The 15,836-nt window shown below is 63.3% G+C and carries 12 protein-coding genes; 9 read left to right on the top strand and 3 right to left on the bottom strand.

Annotated features, from left to right (window positions below):
* The first annotated feature begins 2 nt into the window (after positions 1 to 2).
* Positions 3 to 2,816 carry a DUF3131 domain-containing protein gene (locus IQ26_RS08080; protein WP_162457890.1) on the top strand — a complete coding sequence of 938 codons (2,814 nt, stop codon included), beginning with the start codon at positions 3 to 5 and terminating at the stop codon, positions 2,814 to 2,816.
* Positions 2,817 to 2,869: 53 nt separating this feature from the next.
* Here IQ26_RS08080 and IQ26_RS08075 read toward each other — a convergent pair whose 3' ends face one another.
* Positions 2,870 to 3,448, bottom strand: a complete 579-nt coding sequence (locus tag IQ26_RS08075) for a histidine phosphatase family protein (protein WP_145715656.1) — start codon at positions 3,446 to 3,448, stop codon at positions 2,870 to 2,872.
* Between the two features lie 283 nt (positions 3,449 to 3,731).
* Between IQ26_RS08075 and IQ26_RS08070 the strand changes: the two genes are divergently transcribed.
* Positions 3,732 to 5,135, top strand: a complete 1,404-nt coding sequence (locus IQ26_RS08070) for an MATE family efflux transporter (RefSeq protein WP_145715655.1) — start codon at positions 3,732 to 3,734, stop codon at positions 5,133 to 5,135.
* Positions 5,136 to 5,169: 34 nt separating this feature from the next.
* Here the strand turns inward: IQ26_RS08070 and speB are convergent, their stop codons facing one another.
* Positions 5,170 to 6,231 (bottom strand): agmatinase, encoded by a 1,062-nt coding sequence (gene speB / locus IQ26_RS08065; protein ID WP_145715653.1) that lies wholly within the window; start codon positions 6,229 to 6,231, stop codon positions 5,170 to 5,172.
* Between the two features lie 353 nt (positions 6,232 to 6,584).
* Here speB and pncB point away from each other — a divergent pair, with 353 nt between their 5' ends.
* The 7 genes from pncB (at position 6,585) to IQ26_RS08025 (ending at position 14,395) form a co-directional block, all read left to right on the top strand.
* Entirely contained in the window at positions 6,585 to 7,889 is a 1,305-nt protein-coding gene (pncB, locus tag IQ26_RS08060; protein ID WP_145715651.1) for a nicotinate phosphoribosyltransferase, read from the top strand.
* 164 nt (positions 7,890 to 8,053) lie between these two features.
* Complete coding sequence (locus IQ26_RS08050; protein ID WP_145715650.1) at positions 8,054 to 9,496, top strand: hypothetical protein; 1,443 nt, start codon at positions 8,054 to 8,056, stop codon at positions 9,494 to 9,496.
* Positions 9,497 to 9,661: 165 nt separating this feature from the next.
* Entirely contained in the window at positions 9,662 to 10,966 is a 1,305-nt protein-coding gene (locus tag IQ26_RS08045) for an ABC transporter substrate-binding protein (protein WP_145715648.1), read from the top strand.
* Between the two features lie 147 nt (positions 10,967 to 11,113).
* Positions 11,114 to 11,995 (top strand): branched-chain amino acid ABC transporter permease, encoded by an 882-nt coding sequence (locus IQ26_RS08040; RefSeq protein ID WP_145715646.1) that lies wholly within the window; start codon positions 11,114 to 11,116, stop codon positions 11,993 to 11,995.
* Entirely contained in the window at positions 11,992 to 12,954 is a 963-nt protein-coding gene (locus IQ26_RS08035) for a branched-chain amino acid ABC transporter permease (protein WP_145715644.1), read from the top strand. Before IQ26_RS08040 ends, IQ26_RS08035 begins: the two co-directional genes overlap by 4 nt.
* A complete protein-coding gene (locus tag IQ26_RS08030; RefSeq protein WP_145715642.1) occupies positions 12,951 to 13,679 on the top strand; it encodes an ABC transporter ATP-binding protein in 729 nt (242 codons plus the stop codon). The genes IQ26_RS08035 and IQ26_RS08030 overlap by 4 nt, the downstream gene beginning before the upstream one ends.
* Positions 13,676 to 14,395, top strand: a complete 720-nt coding sequence (locus IQ26_RS08025) for an ABC transporter ATP-binding protein (protein WP_145715640.1) — start codon at positions 13,676 to 13,678, stop codon at positions 14,393 to 14,395. Before IQ26_RS08030 ends, IQ26_RS08025 begins: the two co-directional genes overlap by 4 nt.
* Here IQ26_RS08025 and IQ26_RS08020 read toward each other — a convergent pair whose 3' ends face one another.
* Positions 14,396 to 15,826, bottom strand: coding sequence for a sodium:proton antiporter (locus IQ26_RS08020; RefSeq protein WP_145715638.1), 1,431 nt, complete (start codon positions 15,824 to 15,826; stop codon positions 14,396 to 14,398). It abuts the gene before it with no gap.
* Positions 15,827 to 15,836 lie beyond the last annotated feature (10 nt).

Genomic DNA, 15,836 nt, shown 5'->3' with positions numbered 1-15,836 from the left:
AAATGAACATGACGCGACGCTCCGCTCTTCTTGGTGCACTGAGCATGCCGCTGCTGGCGGTCGCAAACAAAGGCCTTTCGAAGGCTGCGGCCAGCGAACCCTTGCCCAACCCGGTCATCGTCACGATCAGCAATGTAGGCGCCAGCGCACAGCCGGGCAGGCTCGCAGGGCTTGTCGCCTCGTTCCTGACCCGCAAGGTGCCCGTCACGCTGACAGTCGCGCCGGTCGATGCAGCAGGGCAGGCACTGGACTACCATTCGGAACTGGCCCGCTGGCTTCGCCAGGCAATCGCGCTCAATCCAGACGGCATCGAACTTGGCATCCACGCCGACACGCTCGTGTCCGGAGACCCCTATCTCCAGCTTCGCCAGGGCAGCGACATCCAGGCCGCGTTTTCCCATCTGATCAACGAGTATCAGAGATATCAGTCTCAAGCCGTGATAACGGCTTTGAGCCTGACCACCAACTCGCCGCTGCGTTCCCTTCAGGATGGTGCCTCCCTGCGTGCCTCGGGAATCCGTTCGGTCATTCGACTTTCGGGCGGCATCGAGGACACAATCATGCTACAGCCGGCCGACGGTGGCTACTGGACGACCGAAACCGGCCTGGTCAACACATTTGCGTCTCCATTGAGCTCGACGAGGCCGGTCGCGTCCGGCGGCGGGCTGATGGCGCCGGCAACGCTTGCCTCGAACATCGCCACATTGAGCGCTAACGACAATCCGATCATTGTCGACATTCCGTTCGGGACGCTCAACGGCCTCGGCGACGGTGATCTTGCCGACTATGGAGCGCAAGTCGCGCAGAGCGCGCTTGCTGCCGTTGCGTCCGGCAGCGTCCGTGCGATCCTCCCGCAAAAGCTCTATCTCCAGAGCAAGGATACGGGCAATCGGCTGGTCGTCGTTCGCGTCGACGATTTCAGGGTTGATCCCGATTGGGACCCGAGCCACATCGCATTCGTTTACGAGCTGATCGAAGCCGGCTACCCCGTCACCGATGGGATTATTCCCGCCCCACAGGCGGGCCTGCTATCCAGGGACGAGGTGAGCAAGGCATATCTGCGCGCCATGTCCGAGTATCGCCGCTACGATATCGCAGCCCATGGCTGGAACCACACGCCGTCGGAGCTTTTGGGAAATTCGCTCCGAAAGGATTTCGACCTGATCAGGGGCGGCATCAGCGAGGTTTATCGGTCAACCGGCAGGTTCCCCGTCTCCTACATCCCACCCAATGATGCTTTCGATGAGAACACGCTGGATGCACTGACTGCCACCGGAACACCTTTGTTCAGTGCCGACAAAGGTGACCTGCGCCGGTTCGCCGGCATGGACGAGCGAGGTATTCTTCACGTCTCGAACACCGTTAAGTTCGAAAAGTCGTGGAGCGACGACATTCCCTACCGCACGAAGGACCAGGTCCTCGACCTTATTGGGATGGACAATGACGCGATCTTCTGTATCCATCCCCGAACGGCCAATTCGCCCGAAAAGAAAGCATTGATACTCGACGCGCTCGCAGAGTTATCCGCCCAGCGAGGAACCAAACTGGTAAACTTTGCCGAATATTATGCGGCGGTCAGTCCAGCCATGCCAAACGTCGATCGGATCAGAAGCGCGCGGGCGGACGTATCGGTTCGCGATTGGAAAAAGCCGGATCAATATCCATTGGATGACGGTATCCTGAAGGCGGATGCCGAACTGGCCTGGCGCTATTTCGACTGGGGCTCGAAGAATTTCAACGGCATGGTACCGGCGACGTCCTGGATCGAGTCCGGCAAGCAGGCGGGATACCCCTTCGCGACGATGTGGGATGTCGGCACGCAGATCCTCGCCACGCTGTCCGCTCAGCGTCTGGGGATTATCGATCAGCCCAGGTTCGAGACGATCATCACGCGGATCGTTGCGTTCCTCAGGGAATCGAATTTCCGCTACGCTGGTTGGAAGCTGCCACACGCCGAACGGGCTCTGGGATCGCAAGGTGGACAGCGCGAAGGGTTCGATAGCGCCGATACCGGACGATTGCTGGTTGCGCTCAAAATTCTTGACCAGCATACGGCCGGTGCCTTCCCGATTTTCGACCTCGTTTCAGGTTGGACCTTCAAGCCGGTGCTCAAGGGCGGCGAAATGCATATGGTCAGCAAGAATGGCAGGGTCTCGTCTGCGCATGCAAACAGCTATGCAGGCTACGCAGGGCGCGGTTACAGCCTTTGGGGAGAATCGATCAAGCCGGTCTTTGACTCTGAGGATCCAAGTCGCAGCATGGACGCTGCGATTGCCTCTCTCGCAGAGATTCAGCGGCGGGGGCGGATTGCAACCGAACCTCATGTGACCGAGGAAATCGAACTGGGCGGCTCGCAGCATGGCCGTCTCATGGCCGACACTCTTTACGCTGCACAGATAAAACGCTACCGCGAGACGGGCACTCTGACTTGCGTCTCCGAATGTGCCATGGCGGGGCCGCCATACTTCACCTACCAAGGCTATCAGTTGACGGACCATGGCGGCCAGTTCGTGGTCGACACGCTGAAAACCTCGTCGCAAGCCCGAGCGGACAAGATGGCGGATAAGCTGCGTCTGGTCAGCACCAAGGGCGCATATCTCTGGTACGCCGCCCGCCCCGGCGATTATTCGGAGAAGCTCATCGCCCTGGTTCGAGAGCAAGCCAAAATGCCCGGCTTGGGTTTTTCGGCCGGCGTTTCTGAGCGGACCGGCAAATTGATCGGGGTCACCGACGTAAATACCAACGGCATAGTCCTTGAATCCATCGCCTATATTCTCGGCGGGCGAAAGCCGTTTCTTCTGTCGGAAGGAGCGTGACGCACCGGCAAAGGCAGGGTGCTGATCGGATGGCCAATGGTTGTTAGCGGCCGCTATCTCTGATTCCAGCGCCGGACAATTGGTTCGCCAAGATCGTGCTCGTAGCCGAGCACGCTTATGCTGGCGGTATCCAGGGCGAACAGGGCGCCATCATGCGGCGGCAGGCCGAGCCAGCGCGCGGCCAGCACCCGCAGGAAATGAGCGCTTGAAAACACCAGGACATTGGCGTTGACGGCACGCAACTGGCTGACGATCCGGTCCGCTCTCGCGCCGACATCCTGCGCCATCTCGCCGCCCGGACATCCGTCGCGAAAGAGACGCCAGCCAGGACGCTCGGCGAGGATCTGCTTCGTGGTCAGTCCCTCGTAAGCGCCGTAGTCCCACTCCGCCAGGTCAGACGTCTTCAGGCCGGCCGAACCGAAGCCGGCCAGCACGCAGGACTTGAAGGCGCGCTGCGATGGGCTCGACCAGACAGCCTGGAACGAAAGGCCCTGCAACCGCTCAGTAACTCCCCGGGCGGCCTCCTCGCCGACAGGCATCAACGGTATGTCGGTCCGCCCGGTATGCTTTCCGGATGCGCTCCATTCCGTCTCCCCATGCCGAACCAGGTAGATTTCGGGAAACGCGCTCATCCGCATGCCTTTTTGATGCCTTTGCCAGATCGTCCAACGGTGCAAATCATAGCGGCTTCCACAGACTCTCCAAATAGCCGGGCCAAGTAGCCGGACCAAATGGCAGGGTTTGGGCCGCTCCGCCGTGCTGGCTTAACCCTTCCCTGAGTCAGCCTCTTGCCATAGCTGCCCATTTCGTAGACAAGCCGTTGATGCGGAATCCGGGCCGATCACGGCCATTTTCCGCGCTGAGACGCGGCTTCCGGCGTTTTTGCCGACGCGCCGCAATCGGATAGGCGAAAAAATGTCTGCGATCGAAGCCGGCGCTCGCGCGCCGGAAAATCTTTGGCGTCAGGAAATCAAGGCGACGCTGGCGCTCGCCTGGCCGATGGTGTTGACCAATCTCGGCCAGACGGCGATGACTGCTACCGATGTCATGATGATGGGGCGGCTGGGGCCGGACACGCTGGCCAGTGGCGCGCTTGGCGCCAACCTCTATTTCATGCCGCTGATCTTCGGGCTTGGCCTGATGCTGGCGACCTCGCCGATGATGGCGACCGAACTCGGCCGCCGCCGCCATTCCGTGCGCGATCTGCGCCGCACCGTGCGGCAAGGCCTGTGGCTGGCGATCCTCATCTGCATCCCGATCTGGATCGTGCTTTGGCACGGCGAGGCAATTTTGCTCGCCATGGGCCAGGAACCGGCGCTGGCGCATGAGGCCGGCATCTACCTGCGCTGGCTCGAATGGGCGGTGCTGCCCTTCTACGGCTATATCGTGCTGCGCTCGTTCATTTCGGCGCTGGAGCGGCCGGGCTGGGCGCTGGTCATCGTCTTCATCGCCGTCGCCTGCAATGTCTTCTTCAACTGGGTGTTCATGTTCGGCAATCTCGGCGCCCCTTCGATGGGCATCGCTGGCTCGGGCCTCGCCACCACGCTGTCCAGCTCGCTGATGTTCGTCGGCATGGCGGCTGTGGTGATGCTTGAGCAGAAATTTCGCCGCTATCATTTGTTCGGACGCTTCTGGCGGGCCGACTGGCCGCGCTTCACGGGATTGCTGCGGCTCGGCCTGCCGATCGCCGGTCTTCTCGCCTTCGAGGTGACGATCTTCAACGCCGCCGCCCTTCTAATGGGCCTGATCGACGCGGCCTCGCTCGCGGCGCATGCCATCGCCATCCAGATCGCCTCGGTCAGCTTCATGGTGCCGCTCGGCCTCAACCAGGCGGCGACGGTGCGTGTCGGGCTTGCCCATGGCGCCGGCAACCCGGAAGGGGTTTCCCGCGCCGGCTGGACCGCTTTCGTCATCGGCGTGTCCTTCATGGCGCTGATGGGGCTGGTGATGATCCTGTGGCCGCATCTGCTGATCAGCGCCTTCATCGATCTCGGCGACTCGGCCAATGCCACGGTGATCGGGCTTGCCGTGTCGTTCCTGGCCTTTGCCGCGCTGTTCCAGATTTTCGATGGCGCGCAAGCGGTTGCCGCCGGCATGCTGCGCGGCCTGCACGACACCAAGGTGCCGATGATCTATGCCGCGATCGGCTATTGGGGCATCGGCCTGCCGCTCGGCGTGCTGCTCGCCTTCTATTCCGGGCTCAACGGCGTCGGCATCTGGATCGGCCTGTCGTCGGGGCTGGCGGTGGTGGCGGCGCTGCTTCTGGCGCGCTGGCTGCGGCGGGACCGTATCGCGCCGCCGCTCTCCTTTGGGCATTGAACGAGCGGCCGGCGGTTTGCCGGGCGGCTATGCTTCAGGCTCTCTTGCCTGATATCGCCGGGCTGAAGACCATCAGGCTGAGGATCTCGAACAGCACCTGAGCGCCGGCATGCGCGGTGTTGGTGGTCGCGTCATATTGCGGCGCCACCTCGACGACGTCGCCGCCGACGATGTTGAGGCCCTTGAGTCCGCGCAGAAGTTCGAGCACTTCCCGCGTGGTCAGCCCACCGACTTCCGGCGTGCCGGTGCCGGGTGCGAACGCCGGGTCGACGCTGTCGATGTCGAAGGTCACATAGGTCGGGCCGTCGCCGACGATCTGGCGCGCCTTCTCGATGATGGCTGGCACGCCGAGGCCGGTCACCTCTTCGGCATGCACGACGGTCATGCCGGATTCGTAGGTGAACTCCCATAGATACTCGGCCGAGCCGCGAATGCCGATCTGAATGGTGCGCGACGGGTCGAGCACGCCGTCCAGCACCGCGTTGCGGAACGGCCCGCCATGGTGGAACTTGGTCATATCGAACAGGCCGCCGGTGTCGCAGTGGGCGTCGATATGGATCATGCCGACCGGCGCTTTTTTGCCGACAGCCTTCAGGATCGGATGGCTGATCGAATGATCGCCGCCGACCGAAAGCGGAATGACGCCGGCGTCGACGATCTGGTTCGTGCGGCGCTCGATGTCGTCATGGCTGGTCTCCAGCCGATAGCGGCTCTGGAACGGCACGTCGCCGATATCGGCGACCTTCAGCTCATGCGTCGGGGCGCATTCCAGAACATGGTTGTAGGGGCCGATGCGCTCGATGGCGCGCAGCGCCCTTGGCCCGAAGCGGGCACCGGGCCGGTTGGTGACGCCGAGATCCATCGGCACGCCGATCATCGCCACCTGCAGATCGCCGAAATCCGGATTGTCGGCGGCAATTTGCCGATAGGGCGCGGCGAGAAAAGTCGGGATGCCGGAGTAAGGCGCCAGCCGCGTCCCGCTCTTGGAAAAGATATTGTCGGCGACGCGTCGGAATTTCGGATCGAACATTTCGCCGCCATGGCTTTCGCCATATTTGCGGCGCAACGCTTCGAGCTTGCCGCGATCGTAACCCATGTCGGTTCTCCAAGGCTGGTGCAGTAGGGCCGCCGGTGATGCCGGTGACCGTGGTCCGGCCGGTCGCGGGCTGTCTGCGGATTTGACGTCGAGATGCTTTTTCCGGGCAAAGTGTCGGGTAGCCGCATCGAAAAATCAATTGATATTGTTAGAGTGTTTCTGCCGGGAGAAAGTCACAGGCTTCTGGAACCTCCTGCAGGAAGCGCGCCAGGACTGCGTCCTGAGCTGTGAAATCGCGCGCTTGCCGCAGGGTTTTCTTTTTGTCGGGTCAGCCCGCAAAGCGGGGGCGCTTTCAGGAATTCAATGCTAAGAGGCATTCCGCAGGGAGCGAGCAGTGAAGGCGGCATCGAGACATGACTAAGACCGATATAGCGCGGCGCGTTTACAACCATACCTGGAAGCTCGACCCGATCGTCCGCAGCTTGCTCGACACCGATTTCTACAAGCTGCTGATGCTGCAGATGATCTGGGGCATGTACCCCAAGGTCGATGCCACCTTTACGCTGATCAACCGCACCACCTCGGTTCGCCTTGCCGAGGAGATCGATGAAACGGAACTGCGTGATCAGCTCGACCATGCCCGCACCTTGCGCTTCTCCAAGAAGGAGATGATCTGGCTGGGCGGCAACACCTTCTATGGCCGCAAGCAGATCTTCGAACCGGAATTCCTCGCCTGGCTCGAAAATTTCCAGCTGCCGGAGTACGAGCTTTCCCGGCGCGATGGCCAGTACGAATTGAGCTTCAGCGGCCCGTGGATGTACACGACGCTGTGGGAGATCCCGGCGCTCGCCATCATCAACGAAATGCGCTCGCGCGCCGCGATGCGGGCGTTCGGACCCTTCGCGCTCGACGTGCTCTATGCCCGCGCCAAGGCCAAGATGTGGGCCAAGACCGAGCGGCTGAAAGCGCTGCCCGATATCCGCATTTCGGATTTCGGCACCCGCCGCCGCCATTCGTTCCTGTGGCAGCGCTGGTGCGTCGAAGCGCTGAAGGAAGGCATCGGCGAGGCCTTCACCGGTACCTCAAACGTGCTGCTTGCCATGGACAACGACCTCGAGGCGCTGGGCACCAACGCGCATGAACTGCCGATGGTGTTCGCCGCGCTCGCCAATTCGGAAAAGGAATTGAGACAGTCGCCCTACAAGGTGCTGCAGGACTGGCAGCGCTACTACGGCGGCAATTTGCTGATCGTGCTGCCTGACACTTTCGGCACCGCGGCATTCCTGCGTGACGTGCCGGACTGGGTCGCCGACTGGACCGGTTTCCGCCCCGACAGCGCGCCGCCGATCGAAGGCGGCGAGAAGATACTTTCCTGGTGGCGCGAAAAGGGCAAGGACCCGAAGCAGAAGCTGCTCATCTTCTCCGACGGGCTCGAGGTCGAGACGATCGAGGAAACCTACCGCCACTTCCGCGGCAAGGTGCGCATGTCCTTCGGCTGGGGTACCAACCTGACCAACGATTTCGAGGGCTGCGCACCGACCGAAACCAACCGGCTCGACGCCATCTCGCTGGTCTGCAAGGTCACCGAAGCCAATGGCCGGCCAGCGGTCAAGCTCTCCGACAATCCGGCCAAGGCCACCGGCGACGAGAAAGAGATCGAACGGTACCTCAGGATATTTGGCGAAAAGGATCGTGTGGAGCAGCTGGTCAAGGTGTGAGGGAATTCCTGGATAGTCTGAGTTCCTTCGCGCCCGCCTCTGTCCTGCCGGCCATCTCCCCCTCAAGGGGGGAGATCGGCAGTTCCGCCGCCGGCTTTCCCTCTGCAACTTTGGTGATTGGCGAAAGCGGCAATGACGGCGCAATCTCGCCCCAAGTGGGGGAGATGTCCGGCAGGACAGAGGGGGGCGCCGTAGAGCGCGACCATTCGATCGCAATAGTTGCTCTAGGTGCCGTTGCATTTTTGACCGCTCTCTCTCCCACCCCCGCCTTAGCCCACGCCTCCGATCGTGGCCACGTTCTGCTGCTGCCCACCGGCTACTATGTCGCCGGCGGCGCGCTCGCCGTTGCCGCCAGCTTCCTTGCCCTGGCGCTGCTGCCGCCAGACGCCCTCGACCGCTTCTGGCGGCGGCGCCTGCCGCTTTTCGCATTCCGTGACGGCGCACGGGCGATCGCCAGCCTGGCATCCTTTGCCGGCTTTGCAATGCTCGTTGCCGCCGGCCTGTTCGGCAGCCGCGACCCGCTCTCCAACCCGCTGCCCCTTGCGATATGGACGCTGCTTTGGGTTGGTCTGGTTTTGCTGCAGGGGCTGCTCGGCAATCTCTGGTCATGGCTAAACCCCTGGTACGGGCCATGGCGTGTCGTTTCGCGGCTGTTCGGGGAGCGGGAAATGAAGCGCCCGCCCGCATGGCTCGGCTACTGGCCGGCTTTTGTGCTGTTCTTCGCCTTCGCCTGGTTCGAGCTGATCGACCCGGCGCCCGACGATCCGGCGCGGCTTGCCTGGGCCGCCGGCCTCTATTGGCTGCTGAGTTTTGCCGCCATGATGATGTTCGGCTATCGCGACTGGAGCCGCAGCAGCGAGTTCCTGACCGTCTTCTTCACCATGGTGGCGCGGTTCGCCGTTATCGAGCGCGACGCAGGCGGCCGGCTCAATTTCTGCTGGCCAGGCGCCAAGCTCATCTATGCCGCGCCGCTGTCGCTCAGCGGCACCGCTTTCCTGCTGCTAGCGCTGTCGTCGGTGTCCTTCGACGGGTTGTCGAAAACCTTCTTCTGGTTCGGCCTGTTCGGCATCAATCCGCTGGAGTTTCCGGGACGTACAGCGGTGATCGGCATCGGCAGTCTCGGCCTGGTTCTGATGTTTGTCCTGCTCGCAGCCGCGTTCATCCTTGCAATCGTCCTTGGCCAACATCTTGCCGGCAGCAAGCATTCCCTCGGTCAGGCCGCCGGGCTGCTGGTGTGGTCGATCGTGCCAATCGCGCTCGCCTATCATGTCGCGCACTATCTGACGGCGCTGCTCGTCGATGGCCAATATGCGGTGGCTGCGCTTTCCGACCCGTTCGCGCTGGGCTGGAACCTGTTCGGCACCGCCGATATGCAGATCGAAGCCGGCGTCGTTGCCGGCGCCGGCTCGGCATGGTGGCTGTGGAATGTCCAGGCCGGCGTCATCATCGGTGGACACATGCTCGCCGTGCTCGTCGCCCATGGCCTCGCCTGGCGGTTGCACCCAGTTCCCGCCCGCGCCGCGCTCAGCCAGTTTCCGCTCACCGTGCTGATGATCGCCTATACGGTTTTCGGCCTGTGGTTGCTTGCCACGCCGGCGGCCGGATGAGACAAAGGCCGGCCTTTATACCCGTCGATTGATCCTTGGGGAAAGCCCGCTTGCCACATCAGGGCTTTGGTGATTTAGTTTGTACACATGCAATTTCGGCCACTTGCCAAGAGTGGCTCGCCTCGCTCCAGCCATTGGTCAAAACTAAAAAACAGGGGAACTGCCGTGACTGACAAGAATGGGTTTTTCGATCTCTCCAAAACCGGTCTCACCCGCCGCACGGCGCTGAAGGGATTGGCCGCGGGCGCCGGCCTTGCCGTCGCGCCTGGGTTCGTCCGTTACAGCCAGGCGCAGAGCTCGGCGCCGATAAAAATCGGCTTCCAGTCCCATCGCACCGGCATCGGCGCCGCCTATGGTCGCTGGTATGAAAAGACCACCGCCGCCGCGGTCAAGGCGATCAACGATGCCGGCGGCATCAACGGCCGGCCGGTCGAGGTGATCATCGAGGATGACGGCACCGATCCCGGCCGCGGTGCCGAAGTGGTCGGCAAGTTCGCCACCCAGCACAAGACCGACATCGTCTACGGCACGCTGTTTTCGCACGTCGTCATCGGCTCGGCGCCCGCCGCCGGTGAGGCCAAGATGCCCTATTTTGTCGTCAGCGAAGGTCACCACGTCGCCTCGACCAAGCTCAATCGTTACGTCTTCCAACCCGGCATCACCGACGTGAAGAGCCAGATCCAGGCGATGGCGCCGTGGATCGCGGCGAACGCCGGCAAGAAGGTGACGCAGATTTTTCCTGATTTCGCCTTCGGCTACGACCATCGCGACTACCTGCCCCCGGCGCTGAAGGCGCAGGGCGCCGAGGTCATCGCCCAGATCGCCATCCCGCCGACGGAATCGTCCTTCACCAAATATTTCCCGCAGATCCCGGCCGAGACCGAGGTGATCTACCACGTCATGGTCGGCCCGGCGGTGCTCACCTTCGTCAAGGAGCTCGGCGAATTCTACGGCTCCAACCGGCCGCAGCTGTTCGGCTTCATCGATTCGCTCGAAGCCACCGACATCAACAGCCCCGGTCTCGAATTCCTCGACGGCAGCCATTTCTGGGAGGGCTCGCCGCGCTACGCCCAACCAGATGATTCCGCCGCGCAGAAGGCTTATCGCGCCGCCGTCGGCATCGATGACAATGGCGCTGCCGTCGGCGATCCGAAGGACGTCTCCACCGCCGCGCACATGTTCGGCTGCTGGGAAACGCTCTATGTCGTCAAGAAGGCGATGGAGGATGCCGGCTACAAGGGGCCGGAAGACCGCGCGAAACTGGTCGAGGCGACCGAGGCCTTGACCGAGTTCGCCGAGGGGCCCGAGCATCCGCAGGGGCCGAAGACCTTCAACGGCAAGATCCACCAGTGTTTCGGCATCCAGAACATCTCCAAGGTCGAAGGCGGCAGGCTGAATGTCGTCCACAAGACCAAGATCGAGGACGGCCTCTACGAGCCGGAAGGGGATTACACGACCCAGCCGCTGTGACGCGCCTTACCCTCCCCTTTGTGGGGAGGGTCGGCACACAAGCTTCGCGTTTGAGACGGGGTGGGGGTCGCGACGATCCGAGCCCCACTCCCCCCACCCGACCGCTTCGCGGTCACCCTCCCCACAAAGGGGGTAAGGGCTCCCTGAATGGCCTTCGGACCTCATCTTCTCCTTGCCGCCCTTGAAGGCCTCGTCACCTCCGCCGTGCTGGCGCTGACTGCGCTCGGCCTGTCGCTGGTGTTCGGCGTCATGCGCGTCGTCAATGTCGCCCATGGCGAGTTCTTCATGCTGGGCGCGGTGCTTGCCTGGGCGATCACCACGGCGATTTCAGGCCATCCGTCGCTCGGCTTCCTGGCCGCCCTGGTGCTGGCGCCGCTGATCGTCGGCCTGATCGCGCTCGTCGCCGAACGGCTGGTGCTGCGCCGGCTGAATTACAATCCGGAAGCCACCATCGTCGCCACCATCGGCATGCTCTATATCATCCAGCAACTGGCGCTGACCTTCTACGGTCCGGAGGCACGGCCGGTGGAGCCGCCCTTCAGCTACCGCATTCTTTTGCCGTGGTTCGGCTACTCCGGCTACAAGCTGTCGATCATCGCCGCGTCCGCGCTTCTGCTTGTCGCGACGTGGTTCGTGCTGACACGCACCAAAATCGGCCTCGTCATGCGCGCCACGCAGTATGACAGCGAGACGGCGCAGGCCTTCGGCATTCCGGTCACCAGAGTCTACGCCGGCGTCTTCGCGCTCGGCGCCATGCTGGCGGCGGTGGCCGCGGTGCTGATCGTGCCGATCAGCCAGGCACATTATCTGATGGGGCAGGACCCGCTGCTCCTGTCCTTCATCGTCGTCATCATCGGCGGCCTCGGCTCGCTGCGCGGCACCGTCGTCGCCGCCGTGCTGATCGGCCTGTCGGACGGCATCATCTCGGTGTTCTTCTCGCCGACGCTGGCCAAGATCATCGCCACCCTGCTGGTTGCCATGGTGCTGGTGTTCCGGCCGCAAGGCCTGTTCGGGACGGCATCGCGATGAAGGAAGCTTCGCCGGCAAAGGCTTATGCCCTGCATTTGGGCGTCATCGCCCTGCTTTTCGCCTTGAGCTTCGTCCTGCCGGAGTATCACCACGGCCTGCTCGCCCGCATCATGGTGCTGGCGGTCTTCGCCATGGGCTACAACATGCTGTTCGGCTATGTCGGACTGCTCAGCCTCGGCCACGCCATGTTCTTTTCGGCTGGGCTCTACGGTGCAGGCCTTGCCGTCATCCATCTCGGCTGGAGCGTGCCGGCCGCCTTCACCGCCGGCCTCGCCTGCGGCGCGCTTCTCGCGCTGGTGATCGGTCTGCTTGCGCTGCGCACCACCGGCGTCGCCTTCATGATCGTTACCATGATGTTCGCGCAGGTCTTCTATCTCATAATCCTCTATTTCGCGTCCTGGACCGGCGGCGACCAGGGCCTGGTGGTGCCGCAGTCGGCGCGTGTCCTCGTCGTTGGCAGCACGTCGCTCGGCCTCACCGAACCGACCGTGCGCTACATGAGCGCACTCGCCCTGTTCTCGATCGTGCTGCTGGTGACGCTCGTCATCGTCCGCTCCAGATATGGCCGTGTGCTGGTTGCCATCCGTGAGAACGAGGAGCGGACCAAAATGCTCGGCTACGACACGCTTTCCAACAAGCTCGTCGCGGTCGTCGTCTCCGGCACCATCTGCGCGGCTTCGGGCGCCGCTTACGCGCTGCTGTTCGGCTATGTCGGCTCGACTTTCGCCTCGGTGCAATATTCCATCCTGCCTCTGCTCTGGGTGCTGCTCGGCGGTGCTGCCACCACGCTCGGTCCGCTGATCGGCACGCTGTTCATGTACTATGTCGTCGACATCACCAGCGGCTACACCTCGGCCTATCTGCTGATCGTCGGCATCGCCCTCATCCTGCTGGTGCTGTTCTTCCCCAAGGGCATTCTCGGCACCATCCGCCAGCGCTGGCTCGGGTGGCTGCCATGATGCCGCTGCTGACCACCAAAGGCCTGTCCCGCCATTTCGGCGGCCTGCGCGCCGTCGACGGCGTCGACTTCACGCTCATGCCGGGCGAGATCCGCGCCGTCATCGGCCCCAACGGCGCCGGCAAGACCACCTTCGTTAGCCTGGTGAGCGGTCGCATCCAGCCCTCATCGGGCATGATCGTCTTCGACGGCGCCGACATCACCAACCTGCCGGCCTACGCGAGGGTCCGCCTCGGCGTCGCCTACACCTTCCAGATCACCAGCGTCTTTGCCAATCTCACCGCCTACGACAACGTCGCGCTGCCGGTGCAGCGCACGCTGACCGATGGCCGCTCGAAAGGCGCCGTGCATGCCGGCGTCATGGCGGCGCTGGAGCGCACCGGCCTTGCCGACCGCGCCCACATGCCGGCCGGGCAATTGTCCTATGGCCATCAGCGCCTGCTTGAAGTGGCCATGGGGCTGGCGCTGAAACCGCGCCTGCTGATCCTCGACGAGCCGACGCAGGGGCTGGCCGACAGCGAGATCGATAATTTCATCGGGCTGGTGCGCGAGATCGCCAAAAGCGCCACCGTGCTTCTGATCGAGCACAACATGCCGGTGGTCATGCATCTGGCCGACCGCATCACGGTCTTCAACGTCGGCAAGATCTTGGCCGAGGGCACGCCCGAGCAGGTCCGCGCCAATGCCGAGGTGCAGGAAGCTTATCTCGGAGCGACGCCCCCATGACTGAAACACGGGCTGAAGCGCTGACCATCTCCGGGCTCGACTGCTTCTACGGCGAGGTCCAGGTGCTCTACGGCCTCGACCTCATGCTGAACAAGGGCGAGGTGCTTTGCCTGTTCGGCCGCAACGGCGCCGGCAAGACGACGACGCTGAAGGCGATCATGGGCCTCGTTCCATCACGCGCCGGTTCGATCAGGCTCGAAGGGCGGGAATTGACCGGCCTGCCGGCGCACGACGTGCCGAAGGCCGGCGTCGCCTATGTGCCGCAGGGCAGGCGGCTGTTCGCCGAGATGACGGTGGCGGAAAATATCGAGATCGGCCTGATGGCCCGCGGCAAGGGCAAGGCGACGCGCGAAAACGTGCTCGACCTCTTCCCGCTGCTGCGCCAGCGGCTCAGGCAGCGCTCCGGCACGCTGTCGGGCGGCGAGCAGCAGATGCTGGCCATGGCACGGGCGCTGTGCCTCGAACCGCAGGTGCTTCTGCTCGACGAGCCGACCGAAGGATTGATGCCGGCGATGATCGCCAGGATCCGCGAGACGGTGTCGAAGCTGCGCGACCTTGGCGTCTCGACGATCCTGGTCGAGCAGCGGGTCGATGCCGTGCTGTCCGTCGCCGACCGGGTCTCGTTCATCGAGAACGGCCGCAACCGCGAGACCGTCGATGTCGAGGAGCTGCGCGCCGATCCGTCGGCGGTCCGCCGCTATGTCGGCGTCGGCTGATTAGCCAAGGAACAGAAAACCCGCGATCAGGAATGTCGGGATCAGCACCGCGCCAGACCACGCCATATAGCCGAAAAAGCCCGGCATCTTGACGCCGCGATGCCTGGCGATGGCGTACACCATGAAGTTCGGCGCATTGCCGATATAGGTGTTGGCGCCCATGAACACCGCCCCGGCCGAGATCGCCGCCAGGGTCGAGGCGAAGGTGGTCATCAGGTGCTGTGGGTCGCCGCCGGCGAGCTCGAAGAACACCAGGTAGGTCGGCGCGTTGTCGAGGAAGGACGACAGCGCCCCGGTCAGCCAGAAATAGGCAACGTCGTTTGGTTCGCCCGTGGGCGAGCTGACAAGCGCGACCAGCGGCGCCAGCGCACCGTCGAGGCCGGCCCTGAGAATGGCGACGACCGGCACGATGCAGATGAAAATGCCGGCGAACAGCTTCGCCACCTCGGCGATCGGCTCCCAGTGGAAGTTGTTCGCCTGCCTGTGGCTCTTGCGCGAGACCGCGAGCGAAAGGAAGGCAAGCGCCAGGATGATGGCGTCACGCACGAGGTTCTGTAATTCGAGGCCCACGCCCTGGACGGAGAAAGCCACGCCCGGCTTCCAGGTCGCAGAAAGCAGGATCGCGCCGATCACCCCGGCCAGCAGCGGGACGTTGGCCAGGCCGCGGATGCGTACCTTCGAGTCTGGCGTCGGGTCCTTGATCTTCGGCGCGCCGGCCTCGCGGCGATGCAGGATCATGTCCATGGCCAGGAAGACAGCCAACACCAGGCCGCCGACGAACAGTGTCTCCTGATAGAGATTCGCAGTGGTCCAGAAGAAATCGACGCCGCGCAGGAAGCCGACGAACAGCGGCGGGTCGCCGAGCGGCGTCAGTGAGCCGCCGATGTTGGACACCAGGAAAATGAAGAAGATGACGACATGGGCGTTGAACGGCCGGTTGTCGTTGGCGCGCAGGATCGGCCGGATCAGGATCATCGAGGCGCCGGTCGTCCCGATGACCGAGGCGAGCATCGCCCCGATCAGCAGCAGTCCGGCATTCACCAGCGGCGTACCATGGATGTTGCCGGCGACGAGGATGCCACCCGAAATGGTGAACAACGCGAACAGAAGGATGATGAACGACATGTATTCGGTGAGCAGCGCATGCAGCACCGCCTCGGTGGCCGAAGGCATGCCGAACGCAACCGCCAGCGGCACGACCGCAAGCGCCGCCCAGATGACGGTGATCTTGCCGTAGTGATGCTCCCAGACACGGTGGAAGAGCAATGGCCCGGTGGCGATCGACAGAAGCAGGCCGACAAAGGGCAGCGCCCACCACAGCGACATTGTCTCGCCCGGCAGTTCATGGGCCTCGGCTGCGAACGCTATTTCTGGAAACAGGGTTGCGACTGTCACCACAGCGCCCGCCGCCAAAGCCGCCGCAAACCGCATAAAGCCCCCT

The organism is Mesorhizobium tianshanense (assembly GCF_007830515.1).
Classification (GTDB): Bacteria; Pseudomonadota; Alphaproteobacteria; order Rhizobiales; family Rhizobiaceae; genus Mesorhizobium; species Mesorhizobium tianshanense.
The sequence above is the reverse complement of the archived record's forward strand: the minus strand, read 5'-3'. Positions and strand labels throughout refer to the sequence as shown.

Coding starts and splice junctions, on each gene's coding strand:
- IQ26_RS08080 (WP_162457890.1), top strand. CDS start 3: ATGAACATGACGCGACGCTCCGCTCTTCTTGGTGCACTGAGCATGCCG.
- IQ26_RS08075 (WP_145715656.1), bottom strand. CDS start 3,448: ATGAGCGCGTTTCCCGAAATCTACCTGGTTCGGCATGGGGAGACGGAA.
- IQ26_RS08070 (WP_145715655.1), top strand. CDS start 3,732: ATGTCTGCGATCGAAGCCGGCGCTCGCGCGCCGGAAAATCTTTGGCGT.
- speB (WP_145715653.1), bottom strand. CDS start 6,231: ATGGGTTACGATCGCGGCAAGCTCGAAGCGTTGCGCCGCAAATATGGC.
- pncB (WP_145715651.1), top strand. CDS start 6,585: ATGACTAAGACCGATATAGCGCGGCGCGTTTACAACCATACCTGGAAG.
- IQ26_RS08050 (WP_145715650.1), top strand. CDS start 8,054: ATGTCCGGCAGGACAGAGGGGGGCGCCGTAGAGCGCGACCATTCGATC.
- IQ26_RS08040 (WP_145715646.1), top strand. CDS start 11,114: ATGGCCTTCGGACCTCATCTTCTCCTTGCCGCCCTTGAAGGCCTCGTC.
- IQ26_RS08035 (WP_145715644.1), top strand. CDS start 11,992: ATGAAGGAAGCTTCGCCGGCAAAGGCTTATGCCCTGCATTTGGGCGTC.
- IQ26_RS08030 (WP_145715642.1), top strand. CDS start 12,951: ATGATGCCGCTGCTGACCACCAAAGGCCTGTCCCGCCATTTCGGCGGC.
- IQ26_RS08025 (WP_145715640.1), top strand. CDS start 13,676: ATGACTGAAACACGGGCTGAAGCGCTGACCATCTCCGGGCTCGACTGC.
- IQ26_RS08020 (WP_145715638.1), bottom strand. CDS start 15,826: ATGCGGTTTGCGGCGGCTTTGGCGGCGGGCGCTGTGGTGACAGTCGCA.